This is a genomic window from Sneathiella marina, from assembly GCF_023746535.1.
Lineage (GTDB): Bacteria > Pseudomonadota > Alphaproteobacteria > Sneathiellales > Sneathiellaceae > Sneathiella > Sneathiella marina.
In genome coordinates this window covers 19077-44684 of the sequence record NZ_CP098747.1, presented here as the reverse complement: position 1 = coordinate 44684, position 25608 = coordinate 19077, and the positions used below count along the sequence as shown (strand labels likewise).

Below are 25608 nucleotides of genomic sequence, written 5' to 3'. Positions count from 1 at the left end.
CAGGGTTTAGCCATGGAAAATTTACTCGGCCAGGAAACCAGCCCCTATCTCCTCCAGCATCAGGACAATCCGGTGCATTGGCAACCCTGGAGCAAGGAAACGCTGGCACTGGCCAAATCCGAAGGCAAACCGATCCTGCTCAGTGTCGGCTATGCCGCCTGTCACTGGTGTCATGTGATGGCCCATGAAAGCTTTGAGGATCCGGCCACCGCTGCGGTGATGAACGAGCTGTTCATCAATATCAAGGTCGACCGGGAGGAACGTCCGGACATCGACCAGATCTATCAAAGCGCCCTCGCCCTGCTGGGAGAGCAAGGCGGCTGGCCGCTGACCATGTTCCTCAATTCCAGCGGGGAGCCGTTCTGGGGCGGCACCTATTTTCCGCCCGGCAACAGCTATGGCCGGCCCGGCTTTACCAATGTGCTGCAAACCGTGTCCGACATCTTTAAAAACGAGCCGGAGAAAGTCACCAAGAACCGCGATGCGCTGAAAACCGCCCTGCAACAGCATAACAAGGGCTTTGACGGCGACCGTCCCAAGCTCACCCTGGAAGTTCTCGACCGCATTGCCGCGCGCTATGCGGAAGAAGCCGACCCGGAATATGGCGGCATCGGGTCGGCACCGAAATTTCCGCAGACTTATGTGCTGGAAACCCTGTGGCGCAGCTATCTGCGGACCGGCAATGAAGGATTGGCGGAAATCGTTATCAAGGCGCTGACGGTGATGTCACAAGGCGGCATTTATGATCATCTGGGCGGCGGCTTTGCCCGCTATTCCACCGATGCCCGCTGGCTCGCCCCGCATTTCGAGAAAATGCTCTATGACAATGCGCAAATCCTCGATTTGCTGCTAACTGTCCATCATGAAACCAAGTCGGAGCTGTTCGAGGCGCGGATTTATGAGACTGTCGACTGGCTGTTGCGCGAGATGGTCACCGATGAAGGTGGCTTTGCCGCCACCATTGATGCGGACAGCGAAGGGGTTGAAGGCAAGTTCTATGTCTGGTCCAGGGGTGACGTCACGGCGCTTCTGCCCGATCATGCCTCGCATTTCTGTGAGGTATATGACATCAGTGAGGAGGGAAACTGGGAAGAAACCAATATTCTCAACCGCCTGAACTACCCCGATATGCAGGATGTGGAGACGGAAGCCAGCCTGAAGGAATGCCGCGATATCCTGTTTGCGGCGCGCGCCTCCCGCATCCCTCCGGGTCTCGATGACAAGGTGCTGACGGACTGGAACGGGCTGATGATCACCACCCTCGCCCGCGCCGGGGATTATTTCGGCGAGCCCCGCTGGATCGATGCGGCGGAAACCGCCTTTGTCGCCATCACCACCAATTCCATGGAGACGGACGGACGGCTGTTCCACAGCTATCGTCTGGGCCGGGCGCAGCATAGCGGTGTGCTCGATGACTACGCCAATATGAGCCGGGCCGGACTGGCCCTGTATGAAATTACCGGCAAGGCCTTTTACCTGGAGCGGGTGCAGAGGTGGACCGGTTTACTGGATAAACATTTCTGGGACGATACGGTGGGCGGCTATTTCTATACGGCCGATGATGCGGAAGCGCTGATTGTCCGCACCAAGAACGCCCATGACAATGCGGTCCCGGCGGGCAATGGTGTGGTGCTGGAAGTCTTGGCCAAGCTGCATCTGCTGACCGGGGAGAGGGCGCCGTTCGAGGCGGCGACGGATATGGTACGGCATTTCTCGGCGGAAATCGGCCGCAACTTCTTCCCGCTGGCGACCTTGCTGAATAATTTTGAAACCCTGGTCAATGCCCGGCAAATAGTCGTCGTTGGCCAGCGCAGTGATGCGCAAACCCTTGATCTGATTGCTGTTTTAAAGGATTTCAGTATCCCGACGCGGGTCGTCAATGTGATTGATGAAACCGAAGACCTGCCCTTTGACCATCCGGCCAAGGGGAAAACCAAACAGGACGGCAAACCCACCGTTTATGTCTGTACGGGCCCGGTCTGCTCGGCCCCGGCCAACAGCGCCGTCGCCTTTCGCGCCCTGCTCGAGGAAGGACAGGTTCATGGCCCAGCTTAGCATGCATAGCCCGGTGGGCGATCTGACAGTGACCGAGGAAGACAACGTCATCATTTCCCTTGATTGGGGATGGGTCCCGGTAGAGTGGCAGACGGAGACACCGTTGCTGAGGAAAGCAATTGACCAGCTCAACCAGTATTTTGATGGCGAGATCGGTGATTTTGACCTGCCGCTGGACCCGCCGGGCACGGATTTCCAGAAACAGGTCTGGGACCAGATGCTGAAAATCCCGGCCGGGACAACCAAGTCTTACGGCGATCTGGCCAAAGCGCTGACCACGGCGGCGCAACCGGTGGGCACGGCCTGCGGGGCCAATCCCATCCCGATTATCATCCCCTGCCATCGGGTGCTGGCGGCGGGCAAACAAATGGGCGGCTATTCGGGCCTCGGCGGTCTGGACACCAAAAGAGCCTTGCTGAAACTGGAAAAGGCCCTGCCACCGGAACAGCAAGCCTTTGATTTATAAGAGTTTTTACGGGCGTAAATGACAGGTACAAAGGACCAATAACAATGACGAAAGCAGTTCGATTTTATGAAACCGGTGGCCCGGAGGTGATGCAATGGGAAGATGTCGAGGTTGGTGCCCCCGGTGCCGGTGAAGTCCGCCTCCGGCATAGCGCCGTGGGCCTTAATTTCATCGATGTATATTTCCGCACCGGTCTCTACCCTGCCCCGCTGCCCAATGGACTGGGCATGGAAGGCGCCGGGGTGATCGAGGCGCTGGGCGACGGCGTGTCGGGCCTTGCGGTTGGCGACCGGGTGGCCTATGCGGGCCGGCCCATCGGCGCCTATGCGGAGGTCCGGGTGATGCCCGCCGACGGGCTGATCAAGATCCCGGACAGCATTGACGATCAGACCGCGGCGGCGATGATGCTGCAGGGCATGACCACCGAATATCTGCTGCAACGGACCTTCCCGGTGAAAAAAGGCGACACCATCCTGTTCCATGCGGCGGCGGGCGGTGTTGGCCTGATGGCCTGTCAATGGGCCCGGCATGTGGGCGCGACCCTGATCGGCACCGTGGGATCGGACGAGAAAGCGGCCTTGGCGAAAGCCAACGGCGCGGCCCATACCATCAATTACCGCACCGAGAATTTCACCGACCGGGTGCGGGAGATCACCGACGGCAAGGGTGTCCCGGTTGTCTATGACGCCATCGGCAAGGATACCTTCGAAGGCTCCCTCGATTGTCTGTCGCCGCGCGGCTTGATGGTCTCGTTCGGCAATTCATCGGGCCCGGTTGAGAATGTCAACCTGGCCATTTTGGGGGCCAAGGGATCGGTTTACGTGACCCGGCCCAGCCTGATGGACTATAACGCCAACCGGGCCGATCTTGAAAAATCCGCCAGCGATCTGATCCGGATGGTCGAGAGCGGCGCCGTCACCGTCAATATCGGCCAGACTTATCCCCTGTCGGAAGTGCGCAAAGCCCATGAAGACCTGGAAGGGCGCAAAACCACCGGCTCAACGGTGTTTACGCTGTAAAAAGGGCGAATTTCCTTGACAGTAATAACATATGTAATTACATAAGGGGTATATAAAACACGAGGAAAGAGGATGTCGAGCAGCTATAAGGATAAATCCGCCTTGTTTGAAACCAAACTGCGCAAGACCGGCAGCGCTGTGGGGGCAACGATCCCCGCAGAGTTTCTGCGTCAGCTTAATATGCAGGCCGGCGACAAGGTCAATGTCCGGATCGAGGAGAACGGCATAAAAATCGTTAAATCCGATCCGGCTTTCGAGGCGGATATGGCGCTTTATGACGTTATCGAAGATCGTTTTGCCCCGGCTTTCAAGAAACTCTCTGAATAATGACGTTTGAATTACCGTCGAAACCGGTAATGCTGGCCATCCATAAACGACAACTGGAACGGTTTGGCGGAGCAACGGGCATTCGCGATGAAGGCGGCATCGATGCGGCCCTCGCCCGGCCAATGCAGCTGAGCGCTTATAGCGATGGGGATATGGATATTTTCCGGATTTCCGCCTCCCTGCTCTACAGCATTACCAAGAACCGCCATCCCTTTACGGACGGCAATAAGCGGGTTGGCCTGGCCATGTTGCTCCTGACGCTGTCAAAAAATGGCTGGGTTCTGGATATCAGCAATGAACAGGCAATCAAGATGACACTTGCAGTTGCCGACGGATCCTTATCCGAAGCGGATTTGGTAACTTATTGCCGTGAAAACTCAATCCCCTTCGCAACATAAAAAAGGCGCCTCACAGGGGGCGCCTTTTTCTTTAGTTCGTTGATTCTGTTTATGTATTCATGCTGTCGAAGAAGTCGTCGTTGGACTTGCTCTGTTTCAGCTTGTCGATAAGGAATTCCATGGCGTCGGTGGTGCCCATGGGGTTGAGAATGCGGCGCAGCACCCACATTTTGGCCAGCGTGCCCTTGTCAACCAGCAGTTCCTCTTTGCGGGTGCCGGACTTGGTAATGTCGATGGCCGGGAAGACCCGCTTGTCGGACAGTTTGCGATCGAGGATGATTTCCGAGTTACCGGTGCCCTTGAATTCTTCAAAGATCACCTCGTCCATGCGCGAGCCGGTTTCGATCAGGGCGGTGGCGACGATGGTCAGCGAGCCGCCTTCCTCGATATTCCGGGCGGCCCCGAAGAAGCGTTTCGGCCGTTGCAGCGCATTGGCATCCACACCGCCGGTCAGGACCTTACCACTGGAGGGCACGACCGTGTTATAGGCGCGGGCCAGACGGGTGATACTGTCGAGCAGGATCACCACGTCGCGTTTATGTTCAACCAGACGCTTGGCTTTTTCAATGACCATTTCCGCCACCTGCACATGGCGCGAGGCGGGCTCATCAAAGGTTGAGGACACCACTTCGCCATTGACCGAGCGTTTCATGTCGGTCACCTCTTCCGGACGCTCGTCAATCAGCAGGACGATCAAATAGACTTCCGGGTTATTGGTGGTGATGGAATTGGCGATATTCTGAAGGAGAACGGTTTTACCGGTTCTGGGCGGGGCCACGATCAGGGCCCGCTGGCCCTTGCCCTGCGGTGAGACCAGGTCGATCACGCGGGCGGAGTTTATACCATTTTCGGTGGGGTCGGGTGTTTCCAGCTTGATGCGCTCATCTGGATAAAGCGGGGTCAGGTTATCGAAGTTGATTTTGTGGCGACCCTTTTCCGGGTCTTCGAAGTTGATGTTCTGGACTTTCAGAAGGGCGAAATATCTCTCGCCGTCTTTGGGGCTGCGAATTTGCCCGTCTACCGTATCCCCTGTTCGAAGGGAAAATCGCCGGATCTGGCTCGGGCTGATATAAATATCATCGGGACCGGCCAGATAGTTGGCGTCGGGGGAGCGAAGAAATCCGAAACCGTCCTGCAGGATTTCCAGAACCCCGCCTCCGGTGATTTCCGCGCCATTTTCCGCCTCATATTTAAGGATGGCAAAAAGCTGTTCCTGCTTTCGTAATGTGGAGGCGTTTTCAATTTCGCGCTCTTCCGCCAAAGCCAGAATTTCCGCTGGGGTTCTTAGTTTAAGTTCTTGAAGATTCATATAATTTTCTATTGAGTTTGGGATAATGACAGATCAGAACGAATAGATTTTACGTTTAGGGGAAAATCAGCGTATGGCTGCCGACAGATTGCTCTTTCACTAATTAAGGCAATGAAACAGTGGAACAGATATATTCCAAAGAAGTTAATAGTCTATTGCAGCTTTCCTTCTTTTAGTCAACTGCTTTATCGTGAAGAAATGTCTATTGAAAAGGTTTTACAACAACCAGGATAACGATGAAAACCATCAAAACCGTCGGAACTTCATTGACCCAGCGATAGAATTTTGCCGGTCGCTGATTATCATCCGCCTCAAATTGCCGGCGCCAGCGCGATAGATATCCATGATAACCGGACATCAGGAAGACCAGCGCCAGTTTCAACCAGATCCAGACATCCCCCCAATGAACGACACCCGGGGTCAGCAATAACAAGCCGCCAAATATAAATGTCATCATCATCGCCGGGTTGATGATACCCCGAAGCAGCCGCCGTTCCATAATCTTAAAGGTTTCCGATTTGTCAGAGCCGATTTCCGCATCCGCATGATAGACAAATAGCCGCGGCAAATAGAACATGCCGGCCATCCAGGCAATCACCGAAATGATATGCAGGGATTTCACCCATGGATAGATATCAACCAGTATGTCGCCCATTACATCCTCTTTCGTGGCGTCACGACGCCAACGCGCAATCTGAAAATTTGCCCGGGCAGATGCGCCCACCCTGCCCGCTGGTTACCGCGCCTGGCGTCAGGCGCAGGACCACGTCGGCAAGTCCGGCAATAAAATCGTCGGACACACCGACAGTGTCAACCCGTTTATAGTGGGGAACACCGGATTTTTTCGCCAGTTCCGCGTATTCAATATCCAGTTCCACCAGGGTTTCAGAATGTTCCGAGACAAAAGCAATGGGCAGAATCACAAGCGAGAGACCCGCCGCCCCGGCAGCCGCTATTTCATCATCGGTAGAAGGCTGCAGCCATTTCAGGGGACCCACCCGGCTTTGATAGCAGATTTTCCAGTCCAGCTCCGGTCGGGCCAGCTTCTCAACGATGCCGGTTGCCGTTTGTTCGATCTGCCATTGATAGGGATCCCCCGCATCGACGATTTTCTGCGGGAGCCCATGGGCCGAAAATAAAATCCGGGTCCGGCTCAGGTCCATGCCCTCAATTTTCTCGGCAATCAAGGTCGAATAAGCTGAAATCAGGCCGTTTTCCAGGGGATAGCAACAGAGCGTTGCCGTGGGAACCTCCAGTTGCGCGGATTTTGCCGCGCCGTGCCAGTCCGCAAGGGAAGAGGCTGATGTGGTTGACGAATATTGCGGATATAGCGGCACCAGAATAATTTCATCGGGGCCGTAGGATTTCACGGATTGAACCGTTTGTGCACTTAGCGGATGCCAATAGCGCATGCAGATAAAAATTTCATATTCATCCACCGGATTGCTGTCCGAAAGGGCAGTTTTCAAGGCAGCCGCCTGGGCCTCGGTTTGCGGCAAAAGCGGTGAGGATCCGCCAAGATGGCCATAGATTTCCTGCGCCACCGGTGCCCGGCGCGACGAAATCAGCTTGGCGACAAGAAACCGCAAGGGTTTGGGCAGCCGGATAATGGCCGGATCCATAAACAGGTTATACAGAAACGGCTGAACCGCCTCCAGACTGTCCGGACCTCCCAGGTTAAACAGCACAACTGCTTTGCGGGCCATGGCAACACTCCTTTATGAGGGAGACCCGTCCCGGATCAGCTGGCTCAGGGCCCCCACATGCTCCGGCGGTGTTTGCGGAATAATGCCGTGACCAAGATTGAAAATAAACGGCGCAGACTTCAGTCGATTGATGATCTCGGCAATTCGGTTTTCCATGGCGGCGCCGCCCTGAACCAGCAAAATAGGATCAAGATTTCCCTGTACCGGAACCCGGGTCTGTACATTTCGGGCCGCCCAATCCAGCGGCGTTCCCGTATCCAGACTGACAGCGGTCACGCCGGTCTCCTCGACAAAGTCGATAATATTGCCGCCAACGCCCTTGGGAAAGCCGATGACGGGTAAATCGGGGTGATGATGCCTCAACCCCTCGACAATGCGTTTTGTCGGTCCCAGCACCCATTTACGGAACTCGTCATCGGGCAGAACACCGGCCCAGGTATCAAATATCTGGACGACTTCCGCCCCCGCTTCAACCTGTTTCAGCAAATAGGCAATTGTCGCCTCGACCAGAATATCCATCAGCGCCGAGAATCCTGCTGGGTCGCCATACATCCATTTCTTGATATTGACGTAATCCTTGGACCCCCGACCTTCGACCATGTAAGTCGCCACGGTCCAGGGCGCCCCGGCAAATCCGATCAGGGTACAGTCCGATGGAATGGACGAACTCAATCTGGAAACCGTCTCGTAAACCGGCTCGAGTGTCTTATGGATATTCTCCGGGTTCAGTTTTGACAACTCCCCTGCCGAGCGAACAGGATCGAGAACCGGACCTTCCCCTTCGAGATAATCCAACGGCTGTCCCAGGGCATCGGGGATCAGCAGGATATCGGCAAAGAGAATGGCGGCATCCATGCCGTAGCGGCGCAGAGGCTGCAAAGTCACTTCCTCTGCAAGCCTGGGATTGTAGCAAAGATCGAGGAAGTTTCCGGCTTGGGCCCGGGTAGCCCGATACTCAGGAAGATAGCGCCCGGCCTGACGCATGAGCCAGAATGGGGGTCGCTCGGTTATCTCGCCGGAAAGAGCTCTGAGCATGAGTTTCGCTGGTGTCGTTGTCACGAACTGTACCTTCTAAATTTCTATCCCCTTCTATATATATTTATATAAAAAGGTTGTAGTTGTTGTTTATGGCTGTGAGAGCTGGGGATTAAATTCAATTCACATCCTTTATAGAAAATCTGGGGATAAAATCCAGTCCTTCTCGACATTGTGTACGAAGCCTGAATAAAGGCGGATTTGTTTTTGTCCAAAAACAGGGAAAACGGGGATAACTTTATTCTGTCCGTCGGCTGCTGAATTCTTCCTCATTTCGGGTCACCGGATAAGACAGTTATTCACAGGCGGGTAAGTGCTTTTAAAAAAACCGGTCTGCGGGGAGGAAATTTTTGGGCTTTTCCTGATGGTCATGTTATCCCTGTTATTCACATATTCCACAAGGGGCAGGCCGGTTCTTTTATGACGCAATTTCATCTTCACCTGGTTTCGGATTCCACCGGCGAAACGTTGCAATCCATGACCAAGGCGGCCCTCGTGCAATTTGAGGGCGTGGCGCCGATCGAGCATGTATGGACATTGACAAGAACCGTTCGTCAACTGGATGATATCCTTGATTCCATTGAACAAAAACCGGGTTTGGTCCTCTATACACTGGTCAATAAGGAAATGCGGGACGTACTGGAAAAAGGCTGCCAGAAACTGAACGTCTCCTGCTCCTCGGTGCTTGATCCGGTGCTGGCCGCTTTTTCCAGTTTTCTCGGTCAGGAAATTCAACAGCTGCCCGGACGGCAACATATTCTTGATCAGAATTACTTTGGCCGGATTGAAGCGCTGAATTATACCATGGCCCATGATGACGGCCAGATGTCCGAAGGCCTGAATGAAGCCGATATTGTTTTGGTGGGTGTTTCCCGTACCTCGAAAACGCCGACATCCTTTTATCTGGCCCATCGGGGATTCAAGACCGCCAATGTTCCCATTGTCCCGGCAATTCCCTTGCCGCAGGAGCTGTTCTCGCTCAGCAATCCCATTGTTGTTGGCTTGACCACCAGTCCGGAGAGATTGTCGGAAATACGTAAAAACCGCTTGCTCAGCCTGCATGAAACCGTTGATACGGATTATGTGGACCGGGAGCGGATCAAGGAAGAAGTGATTATGGCGCGTAAAATATGCACACGCGAAAGCTGGCCGATTATTGATGTTTCCCGCCGATCGGTGGAGGAAACGGCGGCTCAGATTATCACCCTGTTTACCAAACGCCAGGAACAGGCAGGGGTTCGATAGGAAATGGCCGACGCCTCTCAGCCTGAGCTAGTTCTTGCCTCCGCCAGTGTTTCGCGGGCCCGCCTGCTCACCAATGCCGGACTGGATTTTACAAAAATACCGGCGGCCATTGACGAGGATGAGGTCAAGCACGCCCTGCGCGGCGCCATGGCGCCACCGTCCGACACAGCCGTCGCCCTTGCGGAGTTGAAGGCCAGCCGGATTTCACGCAATTATCCGGCGGCGTTCGTCATCGGGGCGGACCAGATCCTTGATTGCAATGGCATCTGGTTCGACAAACCGCCGGATATGGATCATGCCCGGGCCCATCTCCTCAGCCTGAAAGGCAAGTCCCACCAGTTGAGCAATGCGGTTTGTGTCGCCAAAGGCGGGACGATCCTCTGGCATCATGTCAATCAGGCGAGTTTGACCATGCGTCCCTTTGACGACGCCTTTCTGGAAAAATATCTGGCCGAGGCCGGGGACGCCATATTATCGTCCGTTGGCGCCTATCATCTGGAAGGCCTGGGGGCCCATCTGTTCAGCCGGGTTGAGGGGGATTTTTTCTCGATTTTGGGGCTGCCGCTGCTGCCGCTTCTGGATTTTTTACGTAATCATAAAATCGGGTTGACTATATGACATCGGAAATGAAAAAAACCGCCGGGGTGATGGGATGGCCGCTCAGCCATTCCCTGTCGCCACGCCTGCATGGCTACTGGATCGATAAATACAAACTCAATGCCGGATATGCGGCCCTGCCGGTCCGGCCGGAGGATCTGGAAGCGGTGTTGCGACGCCTGCCGGCAGAATCTTTACAAAAAGGCGAGATCTTTCGCGGCACCAACCTGACCATTCCGTTAAAGGAAACGGCGATGGATATTGTGGATGTGCTGGATCCGTCTGCCCGTCGTATCGGCGCGGTCAATACCATTGTCCTGGGTGAGAGCGGCGAGATGATCGGTCGTAATACCGATGGCGTCGGATTTATGGACTCCCTGAACGAACATCCCGATGTTGCCGCCTTGCAAGGTGGGACGGCGGTTCTTGTCGGGACGGGCGGCGCGGCCCGCGCCGTTGCGGTTGCGCTGGTTGATATGGGATTTGCAAGGATCCTGATGACCAACCGGACCCGGGAACGCGCAGAGAACCTGGCCGCGCATATTGGAGAAAAAGCGGAAGTGGTTGACTGGCATGCGCGCAGCGACTGTCTGGCGGAAGCGGATTTTCTGGTCAATACCACCAGCCTTGGCATGTCCGGCCAGCCGTCGCTGGATCTGCCGCTGGACGCCTTAAAGGCGACAGCTATCGTCACCGATATTATTTATGCGCCGCAACAGACAGAATTGCTGAAAGCGGCAAAATTACGTGGCAATGAAACCATTGAGGGGATCGGCATGCTGCTGCATCAGGCGAAAGCCGGTTTTGAGGCCTGGTTCGGTACCCGGCCTGAGGTGGATGCAGGGTTGCGGGATCATGTTCTGGAAGGATTGAAAGGGAATGAGTAAGATGTTGGTAGTTGGTCTCACCGGATCCATCGGGATGGGCAAGTCGACGGTCGCCGAGATGTTCCGGCAGTTGCAAGTCACGGTTCACGATATAGATGCAGATGTTCACAAGCTTTATGCGGAAGGCGGCGCGGCGGTTGAACCTATCCGCGCCCAATTTCCGGAGGCTGTCGTCGACAATAAGGTGGATCGGGCGCGGCTCAGCAAGATGGTGCTCGGTAACGAGGTGGAAATCAGGAAACTGGAAGCCATAACCCATCCCCTTCTCGGTCAGGGCCGGGCGGATTTTTTCGCGGCGGCGGAGCAACAGGGTGCAAGGATTGTTGTCCTGGATGTGCCGCTCATTTTCGAGACGGGCGGCGAAAAGAACTTTGACAAGATTGTCGTGGTCAGCGCGCCCGAGGAGGTCCAGAGGAAGCGGGTTCTGGCCCGGGAGGGCATGACAGCGGAGAAATTCGAGGCTATTCTGGCCCGGCAGGTCCCGGACGCGGAAAAACGACGGCAAGCCGATTATGTGATCAATACTAATTGCCCGAAAGAAGCGACATTGGAGCAGGTCAGGGCGTTACTGGAAGATTTGAAACATGCGTGAGATTGCCCTCGATACGGAAACCACCGGCTTTGATCCGGCCAACGGCGACCGCATTGTCGAGATTGGTTGTGTCGAGCTGGTCAACCACCTGCCGACGGGAAATATATTTCATCGCTATATTAATCCGGAACGGGATATGCCCGAGAGCGCCTTCAAGGTGCATGGGCTCAGTGAGGAATTTCTCAAGACACATAACGTCATCGCCCGGGAAATCGACGAATTTCTGGAATTTATCGGCACTGCCAAGCTGGTTATCCATAATGCCCAGTTCGATATGAAATTTCTCAATGCGGAACTGATCCGCATGAAACGGCCGCCGCTTCCCATGTCCCAATCCATCGATACGGTCAGTATGGCACGGCGGAAATTTCCGGGGGCTCAGGCCAGCCTGGATGCCCTGTGCCGGCGTTTTGCCATTGATAATTCGGCCCGGACCAAACATGGCGCGCTTCTCGATGCGGAACTCCTGGCGGAAGTATATCTGGAGCTTATCGGCGGGCGGCAGCAAGGCTTTACACTGGAAGAAAAGGCGGCCTTTGATGCGGAGGCCCAGATGCGGACCGATGTCCGCCCGGCCCGGCCCCATGCGGCAAGCGACGAAGAACGGGCCGCCCATGCCGCATTTGTGGAAACCCTTACCGACCCCCTCTGGAAACAGTAAAGCCGCTTTTCGGTCTAGGCGGTGCCCATGGGCTGCTGGCTGGCCATTTCCTGCGCCTTGTGATTCTGGAACAGGGTCTTGAAGTCAATGGGATCCAGAAGCAAGGGTGAAAACCCGCCATCCCGTGTGGCGTCGGCGACAACCCGGCGGGCGAAAGGGAATAACAGACGCGGGCATTCAATCATGCACATCATTTCCATGGCGTCGGGCGGGAAGTTGCGCATTTGAAACAGGCCGCCATAGACCAGTTCCGTTATAAAGGCGACTTCCGTTCCGTGGGTTGCCTTGGCGCTGATCCGCAGTTCGACGTCAAACATGTCGGAATCTCCGGCACGGGCCTGAACATTGACCCCCAGCTCGACTTCCGGCTGGCCGTTTTCCGGGTTAAGGCTTTGCGGCGCGTTGGGGTTTTCAAAGGAAAGGTCTTTGATATATTGCGTGATAATCGCCAGGGACGGTTGATCGTCTGGCGCCTGGCCTGCAGTAGTTGCTGCTGCCGGTGCATCACTTCCATTCTCAGTCATTAAGGTTTTCTCCAAGATATTGGCGCGAGGGCCCTATTGACAGAGTGGCTAACATGGATGCCGCTCTGTCACAAGCAGAAGTCTGGCAAATTCCAGAATATTGATCACTTTTTTCCGGACCAGGGACTGTCGGGGTTTTTCGATGTTCCCTCACCTTGCGAGTCCGGATCGTTGTTCAGCTGCGGTGCGTCGTCCTCAACAACTTCATACTCCCCGTCAATGACAGGGCCGGTGCCGCCGGGCGGACGCTGACCCCCTTGTTGGTAGCTGGCCCGTGCCGCAAATTTCGAATGCTTCGCCATATAGGAGGCAAGGGCGCGCCGGAGCGGCGGCAGAAACAGCAAAAACCCGATGGCATCCGTCACGAAACCGGGGATCAGCAGGAACAATCCGGCGATGGCCAGAAAAACACCCTCGAATATTTCATTGACGGGCGCTTCCTTTCGCTCGATGGCCTGTTGGGCGCGCATGAGAACGCCCAGCCCCTGAACCCGGAGCAGCGCCATGCCGATAACAGCGGTTACGACAGTAATGAGGACGGTGTTCAGCGCGCCGATTTCACTTCCCACCTCGATGAAGACCAGAATCTCAACAAGCGGGATACCGATCACCAATGCCAAAATTATCAACGCCAAACTTGTTTATCCTTCTAAAAAGTTTATGTAACGAGTATACATAGGGAATACGAGAACTTCACATAAGGCGCTGGACCTTGCGCTTGGAACTCGTTAACCTATTCTTTAAGGCTGCCCTTTACATAAGGGTTATTGGAATAATTACCAAACTCAATCTGAAGATAGAAATATGGACAACGGATTTCAGTTCCTCGACATTATTTTGCTTGCCGCTGTTGCCGGGTTTATTTTCCTGCGCCTGCGAAGTGTACTTGGCCGGCGCATGGGGCATGAACAATCCCCCCCCGAAGAGCAGAAACAGCGGTCAATCAAAGACGATAAATCCGCCGACAATGAAGATAACGTGGTGACGTTGGACGGCAAGGCGAAGTCACCATTTGAAAGCCCCTTTGCCGGGACCGAGCTCAGCCGGACCCTGACGCAAATCAGGCAGATCGACAAAAGCTTTGATCAGACCACCTTCGCAAGTGGGGCGCAGGCCGCCTATGAAGCCATCGTTGTTGCCTTCGCCCGCGGCGATCGCTCAACCTTGAAAGAATTGCTGGCGGACGATGTCTATGAGAATTTTGAAACTTCCATTCAGGATCGCGAAGATCAGGAATACAACATGTCGACAGATATTGTCTCCATTCATTCCGCCGATATCATCGATGCGACACTTGAACATAAGGAAGCCGAAGTGACCGTGAAGTTCGACGCGGAAATGATCAGCATGACCAAGGATGAAGACGGCGTTGTCGTTGCCGGAGATCCGATGCCGCACCGGGTTCAGGAGCTATGGACATTTGCGCGAAACCTGAAATCCCGTAATCCAAACTGGCTCTTGATCACCACCCGCAGCGCTAACTAGGGCGGCTCCATGTCGGCTTGGGGAAATATCTCTCCTATCTGGAAGAAATATGGTGGTACGCTGGGGGTTGTTGTTATTGCAGCGATTGCCGGCGGTATATGGTATTGGCAAAGTGACGTCAAAATGGACGATAACCTTATCCTCGAACAAACCAGCTATGCCGATATTCCCGGCTGGGACAGCGATGATTTAACGGAATTTCTTCCGGCCCTGCTCAAATCCTGTAGCAAAATCCTGACCTTGCCGGAAACGCGATCCCTTGGCGGCAATAATCTGGCGGGCACCGCCGCCGACTGGCAGGCGTTATGTCAGACGGCCCTGACCCTGCCGCCGCAGTCGGATGTTCTAAAGTCCTATGTGGAAGACAATTTCACGCCGTTTCAGGTTTTGAACAACAAGGCGGAAACCGGCCTGTTCACCGGCTATTACGAAGCCAGCCTGAAAGGCAGCCGGGACCAGAAAGACCCTTTTACAACACCTTTATATTTGCGCCCTCCTGAACTTGTCATGGTCGATTTGGGCCGGTTCCGGGATGAATTGAAAGGCCAGCGGATTGCCGGTCAGGTTAAAGGCGGCGATCTGGTGCCCTTTGCCCATCGCACGGATATTGACAAGGGCGCGCTGGAAAACCGTGATCTGGAACTGGTTTGGGTGGATAGCGATATTGATGCCTTCTTTTTGCAGATCCAGGGGTCGGGCATTGTTCAGCTGGATGATGGCAGTGAACTTCGTGTGGGCTATGCCGGGCAAAACGGCCATCCGTATTTCGCCATCGGCAAGGCGCTGATTGAACGTGACTATATTCCCCGGGAGAAAATGTCCATGCAGGCAATCCGCAGCTGGCTGGAGGATAATCCCCATGAGGCCGACGAGATCATGCAGATGAACGGCTCCTATGTGTTTTTCCGCGAACTGACCACAGGCGGCCCCATCGGCGCGCAAGGGGTGGAGTTGACCGCAGAACGCAGTCTGGCCGTGGATCGCAAATGGTTCCCGCTTGGCGTGCCGGTTTTCCTGGAAACGGAAGTCTCCACCACCGATACGGCGGATCTGCCCAAACCCTTTCGCAAATTGATGATGGCACAGGATACCGGCGGCGCCATTCGCGGGCCCGTCCGCGGGGATGTGTTCTGGGGCTATGGGGATCATGCCTATGAGATGTCCGGTGGCATGAAAAGTGACGGCAGGTTGTGGATCTTTTTGCCCAATGCCGTGGCCGAAAAACGAAAGACGGCAAATCCCGCGTAAGGTATCTGGCGTAATCTGGAAGTGGAGGGTATAGTCCGTTCCAGTAAAGGGAGAGAGAAATGTCCGAGACGCCGGAATCAAAAACAGTTGCCTTATTTGTGACCTGCCTTGTGGATATAAACCGTCCCTCCGTCGCCTTTGCCGCCATCAAACTACTGGAACAGGCCGGGTGCACCATCGTGGTGCCGGATACCCAGACATGCTGTGGCCAGCCGGCGTATAATTCCGGCGATAAAAAAAGCACCAAAGCCATTGCTGCGGCTGTGATTGAGGCCTTCAAGGGGTTTCAATATGTGGTCGCCCCGTCCGGGTCTTGCGCCGGCATGATTTCAAAGCATTATCCGGAGCTGTTCGCCGACGATCCCACCATGCTGGTGGCAGCGGAGGAACTGGCCGGGCGCACATATGAGCTGGTCGCTTTTCTGAGTGATGTGCTGAACCATCAACCGGCGGCGACAGCACTTGACGCCAGCCTGACCTATCATGACAGTTGCAGCAGCCTGCGTGAAATGAAGGTCAGGGACCAGCCGCGGGCCTTGCTGGCCAGCGTTGACGGACTGGAAATTCGCGAGGCCGAAGACCGGGAAGCCTGCTGCGGATTTGGCGGCACCTTCTGCATAAAATATTCCGAGATCTCGGGCAGCATGGTCGATAAGAAAGTCGATAATATTGCCGCGACGAAAGCCGATATTCTGGCGGCAGGAGATCTGGGCTGCCTGATGAATATCGCCGGACGGCTGCAGCGCCGCGATGAGGATATGAAGGTGTTGCATGTGGCGGAGGTGCTGGCCGGGATGACCGATGTCCCCGGCCTTGGTGAGGGGGAACGCTGATGCAGGTCACCAGTCGCCATTTCAAGGACGGGGCCCATGAGGCCCTGCAGGACAAGGATATCCAGACCGCATTTTCCAAGGTTAAAACCGGGTTTTCCGTGGCCCGCGCCGCCCGCGTCGAGGAACTGCCGGAATTTGAGGACTTGCGCGACACCGCCGTGGATATCAAGAACCACGTCATTGAGAATCTGGATTACTATCTGGAATATTTCGAGGATCAGGTGCTTTTGCAAGGCGGCAAAGTGCATTGGTGCAATAGCTACGCCGAGGCGCGGGACGCGGTGCTGAAAATATGCCGCGATGCGGACGCAAAAACGGTGACCAAGGGGAAATCCATGATCACCGAGGAAATGGCCCTCAATGATTTCCTCAGCGAGAACAATATTGAACCCATAGAGACGGATCTGGGGGAATATATTATCCAGCTGGCCCATGAATATCCCAGCCATATCATCGCCCCTGCCCTGCATAAAACAAAAGAGCAGGTCAGTGATTTGTTTCACGTGAAACATCAGGAATATGGATTGACCGAGCGGCAAACCGATCCGCAAGCCCTGGTCAATGAAGCGCGCAGCGTGCTGCGGGAAAAATATGTTGCCGCTGATGTGGGTATTACGGGGGCGAATTTTCTCATCGCGGAAACCGGCTCTACCGTTATTGTCACCAATGAAGGCAATGGCGATCTGACCCAGAGCCTGCCAAAAACCCATATTGCCGTTGCCAGTATCGAGAAAATCGTGCCGACACTGGAAGATGCCAGCACCCTGATGCGGTTGCTGGCCCGCTCTGCCACCGGTCAGGAAATGTCCGTCTACACCACCTTTTCCACCGGGCCCAAGCGAAAAGACGACATAGATGGTCCGGCCAATTTTCACGTGATCCTGCTGGATAGCGGCCGCAGTGAGCTGATCGGCACCGATAAACAGGATTTGCTGCGCTGCCTGAAATGCGGTGCCTGCATGAACCATTGCCCGGTTTACCAGGCTGTTGGCGGTCATTCTTATGGCTGGGTCTATCCCGGCCCCATCGGTGCCGCCCTCAATCCGCAGATGGTTGGACTGGAAGAGGCCCGGCATCTGCCCAACGCCTCCACCTTTTGCGGGCGCTGCGAGGAAGTCTGCCCGGTGCGCATTCCGCTGCCGAAAATCATGCGCCACTGGCGGGAGAAATCTTTTGAAACCCAGGTGACGCCGAAACCGGAGCGCTGGGGCATTGGTCTCTGGGCGTTTTTCGCCAAACGTCCGGCCCTATACAGGCTGGTGACCCGATGTGGCGCCATGGCGCTCCGTCTGCTGGCCGGTAAAAAAGGTCGCCTGAAATCCCTGCCCATGATGAAAGGCTGGACGTCGGTCCGTGACCTTCCGGCGCCGCAGGGCAAGACCTTCATGGATCAATGGAAACAGCAGAAGCGGGGGAATTCTTGATGTCCGCACGGGATAAAATCCTCGACCGGATCCGCCGAAACCTCGGGCGCGGCCCGCTGGATGAAGCGGCCGCGACAGTGGTCCGCGAGCGCATCGCCGGCCATAAACGCAATCTGGTGCCGGCCCGCACCGATATCAGCCCGGGCCGTCAGGTCAATTTGCTGCAGGACAAGCTGGAAGCGCTGGCCGCCACCGTCGTGCGGGTGCCGTCTCTGAAGGAGGTGCCGGGCCAGGTGCGCGACTACTTAAGCAACCATAACCTGCCAAGCCAGATCAAGATGTCCCCCTCCCCCTCGCTGGATGAGATACCGTGGGGCGATGTTCCCATGCTGGAAATTACCCGCGGCGCGGCGGTGATCACCGATGAGGTCAGCATCACTCCGGCCTTTGGCGCCATCGCGGAAACCGGAACCCTCTGCATGGCCTCGGGGCCGGAGACACCATCGACCCTGAACTTCCTGCCGGAAAATCATATTGCTGTCCTGAAGAGCAGCGATATTCAGGGGTCGTTCGAGCAGGCCTGGGATAGTCTGCGCCGGAAATATGGCGAAGCGGAACTGCCGCGCACCGTGAATTTCATTTCCGGACCGTCGCGGACGGCGGATATTGAGCAACAATTGATAATGGGGGCCCACGGTCCTCGCCGTTTACATATTGTGATTGTTGAAGATGAGCAAAAAGCCTGACCGCCCGAAAGGCCTGTCGAAAACCGATCGGGATTTATGGGATTATGTCACCCGGAATATTGACCGTCAGGCCAGCAACCGCTTTATCGGCTTTGATGTGCGCCCCGCCGGGACGGGTGCAGGCACCAACAGGGTGTCCCCGGCACCCCCACCTGTTTCCGGGCGTAAACCGCCCATAAACCCCGAAAAACTGGCGAAGGCTATGGCCAGCCGGCCTGTGGATCCAGCAAGTGAGCGGCGCGACAACACCCCCAGAAATCCGTCTCAGCGGGAAAATGTACCGGGCCTTGATCGTCGCAACTCGGAACGCTTGCGCAAGGGGCAGATGGCCATCGACGGGAAGGTGGATTTACATGGCATGACACAAGCCGAAGCCCATACGCGGCTGCGCACCTTTATTTCCGCGGCGCAGATGCAGGGCAAGCGCTGCGTGCTGGTGGTGACCGGCAAGGGATCGCGCGGCCAGAAAACCGAGGACGCCGCCTTTATGGGCAGCGACCGCCGCGGTATTTTGCGCGAGGCGGTGCCAAAATGGCTGGCGGCGGCGGATATGCGGCGGCTGGTCATAGACTTTCGCAATGCCCAGCCGAAACATGGCGGCAGCGGCGCCTTATATGTATTGCTGCGCCGCGACCGGTCGTAACAGGAGACATCAGCATGACACCATTTGGCCTGCGGGTGCGGGCACTTCGAAAAGGACGGCATATTTCCCTCAAGCAGATGGCCGCTGATCTGGATATCAGCGCCGCCTATCTCTCGGCGCTGGAACATGGTCACCGCGGCCGCCCCTCCTGGTCGCTGGTCGAGCAGATATGTGTCTATTTCAATATTATCTGGGACGATGCGGAGGAATTACAGCGTCTGGCCTCCCTCTCCCACCCGAAAGTCACCCTGGATACCAGCGGATTGAGCCCGACGGCCACCGAATATGCCAATTTGCTGGCCCGCGAAGTCCGCAACCTGCCGAAGGCCCGGCTGGAGGAAATGCTGAATTACCTCAAGGAGATCGCGCCGCCGCGCCGGTAAATGATGACATCCGATCGATCCGATAAGGGCGTCCGGCTCGCCAAAGGGGTTCAGGTTTTGCTGACCAGCATGGGCTATGAGAGTTTGCGCGAAGTAAAGCTGCGAACCCGCCGCCGTGTCGATGTCATGGGGATCAATGCCAAGGGGCGGATCCTTGTTGTCGAGGTGAAAAGCGGCCCGGCGGATTTCCGGGTGGACGAGAAATGGACGGATTACCTGGAATTTTGTGACGAATATTATTTTGCCGTCGATGAAGACTTCCCGCAAGACCTGTTGCCGGCAGATCAGGGCCTGATCATTGCTGATGGTTTTGGCGGGGCGATTGTCACGCCCTCGGCCGATTTCAAACTGAATGCAAGCCGCCGCAAAAATGTTATCCTGCGCTTTGCAACAATAGCGGCCCGGCGCCTGAACGCGGCGGAAAACCCGAAATAAGGAGAGCAGCAATGTGTGAGGCCAGCAGTGACGGGGATGCCATCCCGACCGTGTTTATCGAGAATGACCGCACCCGCGTGACCGAATGGCGGTTTCCCGTTGGATCGCATACGGGCTGGCATGTGCATGAATATGATTATGTGGTGGTGCCGCTGTTCGACGGGTTTCTCGATATCAAATTGCCGGGCGGCGAGCAAACCCGCGCCGAATTAAAGCATGGTGTCCCCTATTTCCGCGAAAAAGGCGTTGAGCATGATGTGTTTAACGGCAATGATTTTGAATGCGCCTTTATGGAAACCGAATTCCTGAAATAACCGGGTTTTACGGCGTGCCTTCCAGAATAAGCACCTCGGAATCGGCGAATTTCTGCCGGAGTTTGGCGGCTTTCTGATATTCGGGGGAGTTATAGCAGTTCAGCGCCGTCTGGTAGCTGTCAAACTCGATGACCACATGGCGTTCCCGGGCGGGGCCTTCGACTGCGGAATATTGCCCGCCGCGCACCAGGAATTTCGCGTTATATTTTTCGAACGCCAGCGCATCGGCCGCCAGATATTGCGGATAGTTTTCCGCATCGGTGATGGTGATATTGACGATCCAGTAGCCTTTCATGACGGTCCTTATCCTAACATTAGAGCCGGGAGGTGAGTAGTTTCAGGCCGGCGGCCCCGAAAAACACCGCCATCGTGCCCTCGATCAGGCGGCGGCCCGACTGGTACAGCCGGATCATCGGCGCGCTGGAAAAGGCCAGGGCATAAAAGCCGAACACCAGAATACCCAGCACCGCGCAGCCGCCGATAATGGCGAAGGTCACCCAAAGCGGCGATTCCGGGCGCAATCCAAGGGAAATAATGGCGATCCAGGCGAATACCGCCTTGGGGTTGGTCATATGCACGGCCACCCCGCGCAGGAAAAACCGCCGATCCTTCTGGGCTGAGGGCATGGATCCTGCTGCGGCCGTGTCTTTACGAAGAGCGGAGCGCAGGGATTTATAGGCCAGCCACAACAAATACAACCCGCCGCCGACTTTTACCGCAACCAAGGTCCAGCCAAAGGCCGCGAGAAATGCCGTCACCCCGAAGGCCGCCAGCAAGGACCAGATAAAGGAGCTGAGCGAAACCCCCGCCGCCAAGGAAACCCCGGCCCGCCGCCCGCGCGCCATGGACGTCCCCATAATCGCCAACACCGCCGGCCCCGGACTCAATGTGGCAATCAGATAAGCGGAATAGGCAATGATCAGATCGGGCAGAAATTGGCTGATTTCGGTCATTTTTCGCTCCTACCTATAGGGGTCGTCTTTGGCGAGATGTTCGGTGACGTAATCCATGATGCCGTCTTCGAGACTGTGGAAGTTGCCGCCGAAGCCGGCGGCGCGGAGTTTTTGCATATTGGCTTCGGTGAAATACTGGTATTTATCGCGGATCTCGATCGGCGTATCGCGATAGGAGATGTCTTCCTGTTGCCCGGCGGCGGCAAAGACGGCGCTGGCCAGGTCCTTGAAACTGCGGGCTTTTCCGGTGCCCAGATTGAACAGGCCAGAGATATCACGGTTGTCCAGCAGCCACAGGATAACGCTGACGCAGTCCTTTACATAGACGAAATCACGCAGCTGCCCGCCATCCTCATAGTCCGGGTTATGGGACTTGAACAGGGTCACCGCCTCCCCCGCCGCGATACGCGGATAGCTTTGGGCGATCACGCTTTTCATGCTGCCCTTATGATATTCGTTGGGGCCGTACACGTTGAAAAACTTGAGCCCCGCCCATTGCGGTGGCGTCATGGCGCCACTGGCAATTTCACGGGCCACATACTTGTCGAAGGCATGCTTGCTCCAGCCATAAAGATTAAGCGGATGCAGGTTTTGCAGGGCGTCTTCCGTCTCGGTATCGTCAAAACCAGCCCCGCCATCGCCATAGGTGGCGGCGGAGGAGGCATAGATAAACGGGGTTTTATGGGCGGTTGCCCAGTTCCACAGCATTAACGTGGGCTTGAAATTGCGCTTGAGGATCAAATCACCATCACTTTCCGTGGTCGCCGAGATGGCGCCCATATGGATGATTGCCTGCAAGCCCTTGCCGTTACTTTCCAGCCAGCCCTCCAGCTCGTCGGGATTAACGAAGTCGCTGATCACGTGTTTTGCCAGGTTTTTCCACTTTTCCCCGTCTTCCAGCCAGTCACAGACGACCACGGATTTCCCCTGATCAGAGAGGGCTGCGACAATGTTGGAGCCGATAAAACCGGCGCCGCCGGTGACCAGAATACGCGAAGTCATGAGGTTTCTTCCTTGCCAAGCAGGCGCTGGATGGTACGGGTGGTGCTAAAGCCGTCTTTCAGTTCCGCCAGATGGACGCGGCCGCCATAGGCGCTGACCACATCGGAGCCAACCACGGTTTCCACCGTATAATCGGCGCCCTTGACCAGAATATCGGGCTTGATGGCTTCGATCAGGTTCATTGGAGTGTCCTCATTGAACGGGACAACCAGATCCACGGCGCTAAGGCTGGCCAGCACAATGGCGCGGGAATTCTCGGATGTGACCGGGCGTTCGGGCCCTTTCAGGCGCTTGATGCTGTCATCGGTATTGAGCCCGACAATCAGGCGGTCACATTCCGCCTTGGATTGTTCGATCAGGGAGATATGTCCCGGATGCACCAAATCGAAGCAGCCATTGGTAAAGCCGACTTTCAAGCCGCGGCTGCGCCAGTTGGAGACCCGCTCCAACGCTTGGTCCAGACTGGTGATTTTCTGGTCAATGCCGTGGGCTTCTGCGCTATGCAGCCGATCGCGGAGCTCGCCCATTGTGACCGCAGCGGTACCGGATTTGGCGACGGCGATGCTGCCGGCGAGGTTGGCCAGATACGCCGCTTCGGCTTGTGGCGCCGTGGCGCCAAGGGCCAGCGCTAAGCTGGCGATGACGCTGTCCCCGGCCCCGGAAACATCGAAAACTTCCTGCGCTTCCGCTGGTATATGATGGCTGGCAGCGTTGGATATCAGGCTCATGCCCGCTTCGGAACGGGTGACCAGAACCGCGTCAAGCCCGGAGGCGGAAAGCACGGCCAACGCCGCCCGCTCCACTTCAGCGTTGCTGCCGCAGGGCAATCCGCTGGCGGCGATCATTTCCTTGCGGTTGGGGGTAATCAGGGTAACGCCGGAATATCGGCTGAAATCATCAGATTTCGGATCGGCAATGATGGGGATCCCCGCCTGCTGGCCCCGCTCGATGGCTTCAAACAGAACCGGATCGGACAAAACACCCTTGGCATAGTCGGAAAGAACAATGATATGGGCGGTTTTCAAGGCCTCATCAAAGCCAGCCAGCAGCTTTTCCGCGGTTTCCGCCTGCAGGGAATGAGTTGCCTCATGGTCGCTTCTCAGGAGTTGCTGGCCGTCGGCCACAAACCGCGTCTTGACTGTGGTCGGTCGTCCGACTGATTTAACCAAATGTGGTGTCAGAGCGCCATCTTCTGCCAGTAATCGCTCGATTTCCGTGCCTTCCGGATCACTGCCGACAACGGAAACCAGCTGCGCTTTTCCGCCAAGAGAGGCGATATTACGCACCACATTCCCGGCGCCACCGAGCATTTTCACCTGATGGGAGGTCTTTAATACCGGGATCGGGGCTTCGGGCGAAATCCGCGCGGCGGTGCCATAGACAAACTGGTCCAGCATAACATCACCCAGAACCAGGACATTGATATCCTTGAACCTATCCAGGGCGCCGAGAAGATGGGATCGATGTTGCATGGGAGCCTCAGACCAGTTTCAAAGATTGTTCAAGGGCACCGCACAGCATATGGCCCAGGGTAATATGCATTTCCTGTATGCGCCGGGTCGACTGGGCCGGAATAATCAGGCAATGATCAGCGAGATCCGGCATCCGCCCGCCGTCGCGCCCGGTAAAGGCGCAAGTGACCAGTCCCTTGCTCCGTGCCATTTCAAGTGCGGCGACAATATTCGGACTGGTACCGGACGTGGTGAAACCGACAGCAATATCACCGGCTTGGCCCAACGCCTCGATCTGCCGGGCAAAAACAGCGTCATATCCCAGGTCATTTGCCCCGGCCGTCAAGGCGGAGGTATCGGTGTTGAGCGCAATGGCGGCAATGGGCTTGCGATCCTCCATAAAGCGGATAACCAGCTCGGCGGAGAGATGCTGCGCATCGGCGGCGCTGCCGCCATTGCCGAAAAACAGGATTTTGTGGCCGCCCTCGATGGCTTTAACCCAGGCATCCAGCATGGCCAGAAACGGGGCCTCCATTTGGGCATGTGTCCGCGCAACGACGGCGGCATGATCGTCCAGTTCACTGTTGAAATATGCTAACGGGTCCACTTTGGCCTGCTTTCAAAAAGAATTACCTTAAGCGGTAATAGTATAAACCGCCCGCCCCTGCAAACCCGGAGTTATTCCGGATCTGGCAGGGCTGATTTTTCACCCGGCGGAATTCGCCCTGCGGCCACATCATGGATCAGTTGCAACTGCCGCGGCAACAGATCTTTATGGGCATAGCTGTCGAGGACAGTTTGCCGGGCCGCAACACGGATATGATCCAGATCCGGCGCCGTATCCAGAACCGTCTCAATTTTCTCGGCAAAGGCTTGATGATCAAAAAAATCCGCAAGAAACCCGTTTTTTCCCGTTGTCACCACCTCCTGCACGGGGGCCGTATCCGACGCGACGATCAAGGCGCCGCAAGACAGGCTCTCGATCAGCGACCAGCTGAGCACGAAGGGAACGGTTAAATACGCCTGAACCGTTGATATCTGCAGGATATTTACATATTCCCCATAGGAAAGATGGCCGGTAAAATGCAGGCGATCCGGATCCGGTTGCAACTCTTCACGCATCCGTTTGCCCCAGCCATCGCCATCCGGCAGCTTCTTGCCATAGGCGACGCGGTCCTCGCCGACAACGACAACGTGAAGGTTAGGCCGCTTTTTCATCAGCAGCGCCGCGGCCCGCATAAATTCGGGGAAGCCACGGTAAGGCTCCATTCCGCGGGTGGCATAGGTGAGGATTTCGGCCGCATCGCTTAAATCGAGATTACCGATGATTTTCGAGGCGTCAGGATTGGGCTTGAAGAAGTCAGTATCAACGCCGTCATGCAGCCGCGACAGTTTTCCGTGAAACACGTCTGGAATTTGCGACAATTGAAATTGTGTGGGCACCTGGCCCCAGTCGCAGGCTGCCAAATCCATGAGTAAAGCGGCGTTCTTGGTGCGGATCCGGCCGGCATCGTCAAATCCGATGTTGGAGTCTTTCAAAAAGTCGGCATCGGCGCCATGGGCGTGGTAATACCATTCAAAATAACTGAGCAGGCGGGCCTTGGGAAAGACGTCCTTCACATAAAGGCTGTTCCCCCAGCCGGAATGTGAACAGATAATATCTGGCGAAAAACCTTGATTTTTCAGCTTGATACAGAGACGAAAGACCGATTGGCCGTTGATGACGGCGTTCTCGAAGTTGCGCAGGTAGTGGTGGGTTTCCGATTTGCCTGTCCGATGTGGGTTGAACTGCATATTGATGACGCCGGGGATTTTTTCCGGTACCCGATGCGAGGCGAACACCACCTTGTTGGCCTTGTCCGCTGCCAGATGCCGGGCCACATGCCGGTATTGGGCAGGGAAATTGTTATGCAGGAAAAGCACATGCATC

At 55.9% G+C, this 25608-nt stretch carries 31 protein-coding genes; 19 read left to right on the top strand and 12 right to left on the bottom strand.

Features of this window, described 5'->3' with window-relative positions:
• Window positions 1-12 precede the first annotated feature (12 nt).
• From NBZ79_RS00235 to NBZ79_RS00215, 5 genes are all read left to right on the top strand, one after another.
• The gene (locus NBZ79_RS00235; protein WP_251934409.1) at window positions 13-2055 is read left to right on the top strand and encodes a thioredoxin domain-containing protein; all 2043 of its coding nucleotides are present in this window, start codon (window positions 13-15) and stop codon (window positions 2053-2055) included.
• A complete protein-coding gene (locus tag NBZ79_RS00230; protein WP_251934408.1) occupies window positions 2042-2521 on the top strand; it encodes a methylated-DNA--[protein]-cysteine S-methyltransferase in 480 nt (159 codons plus the stop codon). Before NBZ79_RS00235 ends, NBZ79_RS00230 begins: the two co-directional genes overlap by 14 nt.
• A gap of 44 nt (window positions 2522-2565) precedes the next feature.
• Window positions 2566-3540 carry a quinone oxidoreductase family protein gene (locus NBZ79_RS00225; RefSeq protein WP_251934406.1) on the top strand — a complete coding sequence of 325 codons (975 nt, stop codon included), beginning with the start codon at window positions 2566-2568 and terminating at the stop codon, window positions 3538-3540.
• Between the two features lie 72 nt (window positions 3541-3612).
• Window positions 3613-3867 (top strand): AbrB/MazE/SpoVT family DNA-binding domain-containing protein, encoded by a 255-nt coding sequence (locus NBZ79_RS00220; protein WP_251934404.1) that lies wholly within the window; start codon window positions 3613-3615, stop codon window positions 3865-3867.
• On the top strand, window positions 3867-4265 hold the full coding sequence (locus NBZ79_RS00215) for a type II toxin-antitoxin system death-on-curing family toxin (protein ID WP_251934402.1): 399 nt from the start codon (window positions 3867-3869) through the stop codon (window positions 4263-4265). The genes NBZ79_RS00220 and NBZ79_RS00215 overlap by 1 nt, the downstream gene beginning before the upstream one ends.
• A gap of 49 nt (window positions 4266-4314) precedes the next feature.
• Here NBZ79_RS00215 and rho read toward each other — a convergent pair whose 3' ends face one another.
• The 4 genes from rho to hemE all read right to left on the bottom strand — a co-directional run bounded on the left by rho (window position 4315) and on the right by hemE (window position 8315).
• Window positions 4315-5574, bottom strand: coding sequence for a transcription termination factor Rho (gene rho, locus NBZ79_RS00210; protein ID WP_251934400.1), 1260 nt, complete (start codon window positions 5572-5574; stop codon window positions 4315-4317).
• Window positions 5575-5776: 202 nt separating this feature from the next.
• Window positions 5777-6220, bottom strand: coding sequence for a protoporphyrinogen oxidase HemJ (gene hemJ / locus NBZ79_RS00205; RefSeq protein WP_420854632.1), 444 nt, complete (start codon window positions 6218-6220; stop codon window positions 5777-5779).
• 28 nt (window positions 6221-6248) lie between these two features.
• Window positions 6249-7280 carry a ferrochelatase gene (gene hemH / locus NBZ79_RS00200; protein WP_251934397.1) on the bottom strand — a complete coding sequence of 344 codons (1032 nt, stop codon included), beginning with the start codon at window positions 7278-7280 and terminating at the stop codon, window positions 6249-6251.
• A 12-nt stretch (window positions 7281-7292) separates the two neighbouring features.
• Window positions 7293-8315 carry a uroporphyrinogen decarboxylase gene (gene hemE / locus NBZ79_RS00195; RefSeq protein ID WP_476749714.1) on the bottom strand — a complete coding sequence of 341 codons (1023 nt, stop codon included), beginning with the start codon at window positions 8313-8315 and terminating at the stop codon, window positions 7293-7295.
• A gap of 420 nt (window positions 8316-8735) precedes the next feature.
• Between hemE and NBZ79_RS00190 the strand changes: the two genes are divergently transcribed.
• From NBZ79_RS00190 to dnaQ, 5 genes are read left to right on the top strand one after another with little or no spacing between them, the layout of a single operon-like run.
• Window positions 8736-9560, top strand: a complete 825-nt coding sequence (locus NBZ79_RS00190) for a pyruvate, water dikinase regulatory protein (RefSeq protein ID WP_251934395.1) — start codon at window positions 8736-8738, stop codon at window positions 9558-9560.
• Window positions 9561-9563: 3 nt separating this feature from the next.
• Entirely contained in the window at window positions 9564-10178 is a 615-nt protein-coding gene (locus tag NBZ79_RS00185; protein WP_251934393.1) for a Maf family protein, read from the top strand.
• Window positions 10179-10186: 8 nt separating this feature from the next.
• Entirely contained in the window at window positions 10187-11044 is an 858-nt protein-coding gene (locus NBZ79_RS00180; RefSeq protein WP_251934392.1) for a shikimate dehydrogenase, read from the top strand.
• 1 nt (window position 11045) lies between these two features.
• Complete coding sequence (coaE, locus tag NBZ79_RS00175) at window positions 11046-11636, top strand: dephospho-CoA kinase (RefSeq protein WP_420854631.1); 591 nt, start codon at window positions 11046-11048, stop codon at window positions 11634-11636.
• Window positions 11629-12297: a DNA polymerase III subunit epsilon gene (dnaQ, locus tag NBZ79_RS00170; RefSeq protein WP_251934390.1), complete on the top strand. Its 669-nt coding sequence runs from the start codon at window positions 11629-11631 to the stop codon at window positions 12295-12297. Before coaE ends, dnaQ begins: the two co-directional genes overlap by 8 nt.
• A gap of 14 nt (window positions 12298-12311) precedes the next feature.
• On the opposite strand, the gene secB is transcribed toward dnaQ, so the two are convergent.
• Both secB and NBZ79_RS00160 read right to left on the bottom strand, forming a co-directional pair.
• Complete coding sequence (secB, locus tag NBZ79_RS00165) at window positions 12312-12821, bottom strand: protein-export chaperone SecB (RefSeq protein ID WP_251934389.1); 510 nt, start codon at window positions 12819-12821, stop codon at window positions 12312-12314.
• Window positions 12822-12925: 104 nt separating this feature from the next.
• Complete coding sequence (locus NBZ79_RS00160) at window positions 12926-13456, bottom strand: FxsA family protein (protein WP_251934388.1); 531 nt, start codon at window positions 13454-13456, stop codon at window positions 12926-12928.
• Between the two features lie 169 nt (window positions 13457-13625).
• On the opposite strand from NBZ79_RS00160, the gene NBZ79_RS00155 reads away from it, so the two are divergent.
• Genes NBZ79_RS00155 through NBZ79_RS00115 form a run of 9 tightly spaced genes read left to right on the top strand, consistent with a single transcriptional unit; the run spans window position 13626 to window position 20272 of the window.
• A complete protein-coding gene (locus tag NBZ79_RS00155; protein WP_251934387.1) occupies window positions 13626-14306 on the top strand; it encodes a Tim44/TimA family putative adaptor protein in 681 nt (226 codons plus the stop codon).
• 9 nt (window positions 14307-14315) lie between these two features.
• Window positions 14316-15554, top strand: coding sequence for a murein transglycosylase A (gene mltA, locus NBZ79_RS00150; RefSeq protein ID WP_251934386.1), 1239 nt, complete (start codon window positions 14316-14318; stop codon window positions 15552-15554).
• Window positions 15555-15613: 59 nt separating this feature from the next.
• Entirely contained in the window at window positions 15614-16387 is a 774-nt protein-coding gene (locus NBZ79_RS00145; RefSeq protein WP_251934385.1) for a (Fe-S)-binding protein, read from the top strand.
• Window positions 16387-17811 carry a LutB/LldF family L-lactate oxidation iron-sulfur protein gene (locus NBZ79_RS00140; RefSeq protein WP_251934384.1) on the top strand — a complete coding sequence of 475 codons (1425 nt, stop codon included), beginning with the start codon at window positions 16387-16389 and terminating at the stop codon, window positions 17809-17811. The genes NBZ79_RS00145 and NBZ79_RS00140 overlap by 1 nt, the downstream gene beginning before the upstream one ends.
• Window positions 17811-18497, top strand: a complete 687-nt coding sequence (locus NBZ79_RS00135) for a LutC/YkgG family protein (protein ID WP_251934383.1) — start codon at window positions 17811-17813, stop codon at window positions 18495-18497. The genes NBZ79_RS00140 and NBZ79_RS00135 overlap by 1 nt, the downstream gene beginning before the upstream one ends.
• Window positions 18481-19140, top strand: coding sequence for a Smr/MutS family protein (locus NBZ79_RS00130; RefSeq protein ID WP_251934382.1), 660 nt, complete (start codon window positions 18481-18483; stop codon window positions 19138-19140). The genes NBZ79_RS00135 and NBZ79_RS00130 overlap by 17 nt, the downstream gene beginning before the upstream one ends.
• A gap of 14 nt (window positions 19141-19154) precedes the next feature.
• A complete protein-coding gene (locus NBZ79_RS00125; RefSeq protein ID WP_251934381.1) occupies window positions 19155-19523 on the top strand; it encodes a helix-turn-helix domain-containing protein in 369 nt (122 codons plus the stop codon).
• Complete coding sequence (locus tag NBZ79_RS00120) at window positions 19524-19958, top strand: MmcB family DNA repair protein (protein ID WP_251934380.1); 435 nt, start codon at window positions 19524-19526, stop codon at window positions 19956-19958.
• Between the two features lie 11 nt (window positions 19959-19969).
• A complete protein-coding gene (locus tag NBZ79_RS00115; protein ID WP_251934379.1) occupies window positions 19970-20272 on the top strand; it encodes a cupin domain-containing protein in 303 nt (100 codons plus the stop codon).
• 7 nt (window positions 20273-20279) lie between these two features.
• On the opposite strand, the gene NBZ79_RS00110 is transcribed toward NBZ79_RS00115, so the two are convergent.
• The 6 genes from NBZ79_RS00110 to NBZ79_RS00085 form a co-directional block, all read right to left on the bottom strand.
• On the bottom strand, window positions 20280-20567 hold the full coding sequence (locus tag NBZ79_RS00110) for a DUF1330 domain-containing protein (RefSeq protein ID WP_251934378.1): 288 nt from the start codon (window positions 20565-20567) through the stop codon (window positions 20280-20282).
• A gap of 19 nt (window positions 20568-20586) precedes the next feature.
• Complete coding sequence (locus NBZ79_RS00105) at window positions 20587-21225, bottom strand: LysE family translocator (RefSeq protein ID WP_251934377.1); 639 nt, start codon at window positions 21223-21225, stop codon at window positions 20587-20589.
• Window positions 21226-21234: 9 nt separating this feature from the next.
• Window positions 21235-22227 carry an ADP-glyceromanno-heptose 6-epimerase gene (gene rfaD / locus NBZ79_RS00100; protein ID WP_251934376.1) on the bottom strand — a complete coding sequence of 331 codons (993 nt, stop codon included), beginning with the start codon at window positions 22225-22227 and terminating at the stop codon, window positions 21235-21237.
• Window positions 22224-23699, bottom strand: a complete 1476-nt coding sequence (rfaE1, locus tag NBZ79_RS00095) for a D-glycero-beta-D-manno-heptose-7-phosphate kinase (protein ID WP_251934375.1) — start codon at window positions 23697-23699, stop codon at window positions 22224-22226. Before rfaE1 ends, rfaD begins: the two co-directional genes overlap by 4 nt.
• Before the next feature lie 7 nt (window positions 23700-23706).
• A complete protein-coding gene (locus NBZ79_RS00090; RefSeq protein ID WP_251934373.1) occupies window positions 23707-24285 on the bottom strand; it encodes a D-sedoheptulose 7-phosphate isomerase in 579 nt (192 codons plus the stop codon).
• 71 nt (window positions 24286-24356) lie between these two features.
• The gene (locus NBZ79_RS00085) at window positions 24357-25607 is read right to left on the bottom strand and encodes a glycosyltransferase (protein ID WP_251934372.1); all 1251 of its coding nucleotides are present in this window, start codon (window positions 25605-25607) and stop codon (window positions 24357-24359) included.
• Between the last annotated feature and the right edge of the window lies 1 nt (window position 25608).

Coding starts and splice junctions, on each gene's coding strand:
- NBZ79_RS00235 (WP_251934409.1), top strand. CDS start 13: ATGGAAAATTTACTCGGCCAGGAAACCAGCCCCTATCTCCTCCAGCAT.
- NBZ79_RS00230 (WP_251934408.1), top strand. CDS start 2,042: ATGGCCCAGCTTAGCATGCATAGCCCGGTGGGCGATCTGACAGTGACC.
- NBZ79_RS00225 (WP_251934406.1), top strand. CDS start 2,566: ATGACGAAAGCAGTTCGATTTTATGAAACCGGTGGCCCGGAGGTGATG.
- NBZ79_RS00220 (WP_251934404.1), top strand. CDS start 3,613: ATGTCGAGCAGCTATAAGGATAAATCCGCCTTGTTTGAAACCAAACTG.
- NBZ79_RS00215 (WP_251934402.1), top strand. CDS start 3,867: ATGACGTTTGAATTACCGTCGAAACCGGTAATGCTGGCCATCCATAAA.
- rho (WP_251934400.1), bottom strand. CDS start 5,574: ATGAATCTTCAAGAACTTAAACTAAGAACCCCAGCGGAAATTCTGGCT.
- hemH (WP_251934397.1), bottom strand. CDS start 7,280: ATGGCCCGCAAAGCAGTTGTGCTGTTTAACCTGGGAGGTCCGGACAGT.
- hemE (WP_476749714.1), bottom strand. CDS start 8,315: ATGCTCAGAGCTCTTTCCGGCGAGATAACCGAGCGACCCCCATTCTGG.
- NBZ79_RS00190 (WP_251934395.1), top strand. CDS start 8,736: ATGACGCAATTTCATCTTCACCTGGTTTCGGATTCCACCGGCGAAACG.
- NBZ79_RS00185 (WP_251934393.1), top strand. CDS start 9,564: ATGGCCGACGCCTCTCAGCCTGAGCTAGTTCTTGCCTCCGCCAGTGTT.
- NBZ79_RS00180 (WP_251934392.1), top strand. CDS start 10,187: ATGAAAAAAACCGCCGGGGTGATGGGATGGCCGCTCAGCCATTCCCTG.
- coaE (WP_420854631.1), top strand. CDS start 11,046: ATGTTGGTAGTTGGTCTCACCGGATCCATCGGGATGGGCAAGTCGACG.
- dnaQ (WP_251934390.1), top strand. CDS start 11,629: ATGCGTGAGATTGCCCTCGATACGGAAACCACCGGCTTTGATCCGGCC.
- secB (WP_251934389.1), bottom strand. CDS start 12,821: ATGACTGAGAATGGAAGTGATGCACCGGCAGCAGCAACTACTGCAGGC.
- NBZ79_RS00155 (WP_251934387.1), top strand. CDS start 13,626: ATGGACAACGGATTTCAGTTCCTCGACATTATTTTGCTTGCCGCTGTT.
- mltA (WP_251934386.1), top strand. CDS start 14,316: ATGTCGGCTTGGGGAAATATCTCTCCTATCTGGAAGAAATATGGTGGT.
- NBZ79_RS00145 (WP_251934385.1), top strand. CDS start 15,614: ATGTCCGAGACGCCGGAATCAAAAACAGTTGCCTTATTTGTGACCTGC.
- NBZ79_RS00140 (WP_251934384.1), top strand. CDS start 16,387: ATGCAGGTCACCAGTCGCCATTTCAAGGACGGGGCCCATGAGGCCCTG.
- NBZ79_RS00135 (WP_251934383.1), top strand. CDS start 17,811: ATGTCCGCACGGGATAAAATCCTCGACCGGATCCGCCGAAACCTCGGG.
- NBZ79_RS00130 (WP_251934382.1), top strand. CDS start 18,481: ATGAGCAAAAAGCCTGACCGCCCGAAAGGCCTGTCGAAAACCGATCGG.
- NBZ79_RS00125 (WP_251934381.1), top strand. CDS start 19,155: ATGACACCATTTGGCCTGCGGGTGCGGGCACTTCGAAAAGGACGGCAT.
- NBZ79_RS00120 (WP_251934380.1), top strand. CDS start 19,524: ATGATGACATCCGATCGATCCGATAAGGGCGTCCGGCTCGCCAAAGGG.
- NBZ79_RS00115 (WP_251934379.1), top strand. CDS start 19,970: ATGTGTGAGGCCAGCAGTGACGGGGATGCCATCCCGACCGTGTTTATC.
- NBZ79_RS00110 (WP_251934378.1), bottom strand. CDS start 20,567: ATGAAAGGCTACTGGATCGTCAATATCACCATCACCGATGCGGAAAAC.
- NBZ79_RS00105 (WP_251934377.1), bottom strand. CDS start 21,225: ATGACCGAAATCAGCCAATTTCTGCCCGATCTGATCATTGCCTATTCC.
- rfaD (WP_251934376.1), bottom strand. CDS start 22,227: ATGACTTCGCGTATTCTGGTCACCGGCGGCGCCGGTTTTATCGGCTCC.
- rfaE1 (WP_251934375.1), bottom strand. CDS start 23,699: ATGCAACATCGATCCCATCTTCTCGGCGCCCTGGATAGGTTCAAGGAT.
- NBZ79_RS00085 (WP_251934372.1), bottom strand. CDS start 25,607: ATGCATGTGCTTTTCCTGCATAACAATTTCCCTGCCCAATACCGGCAT.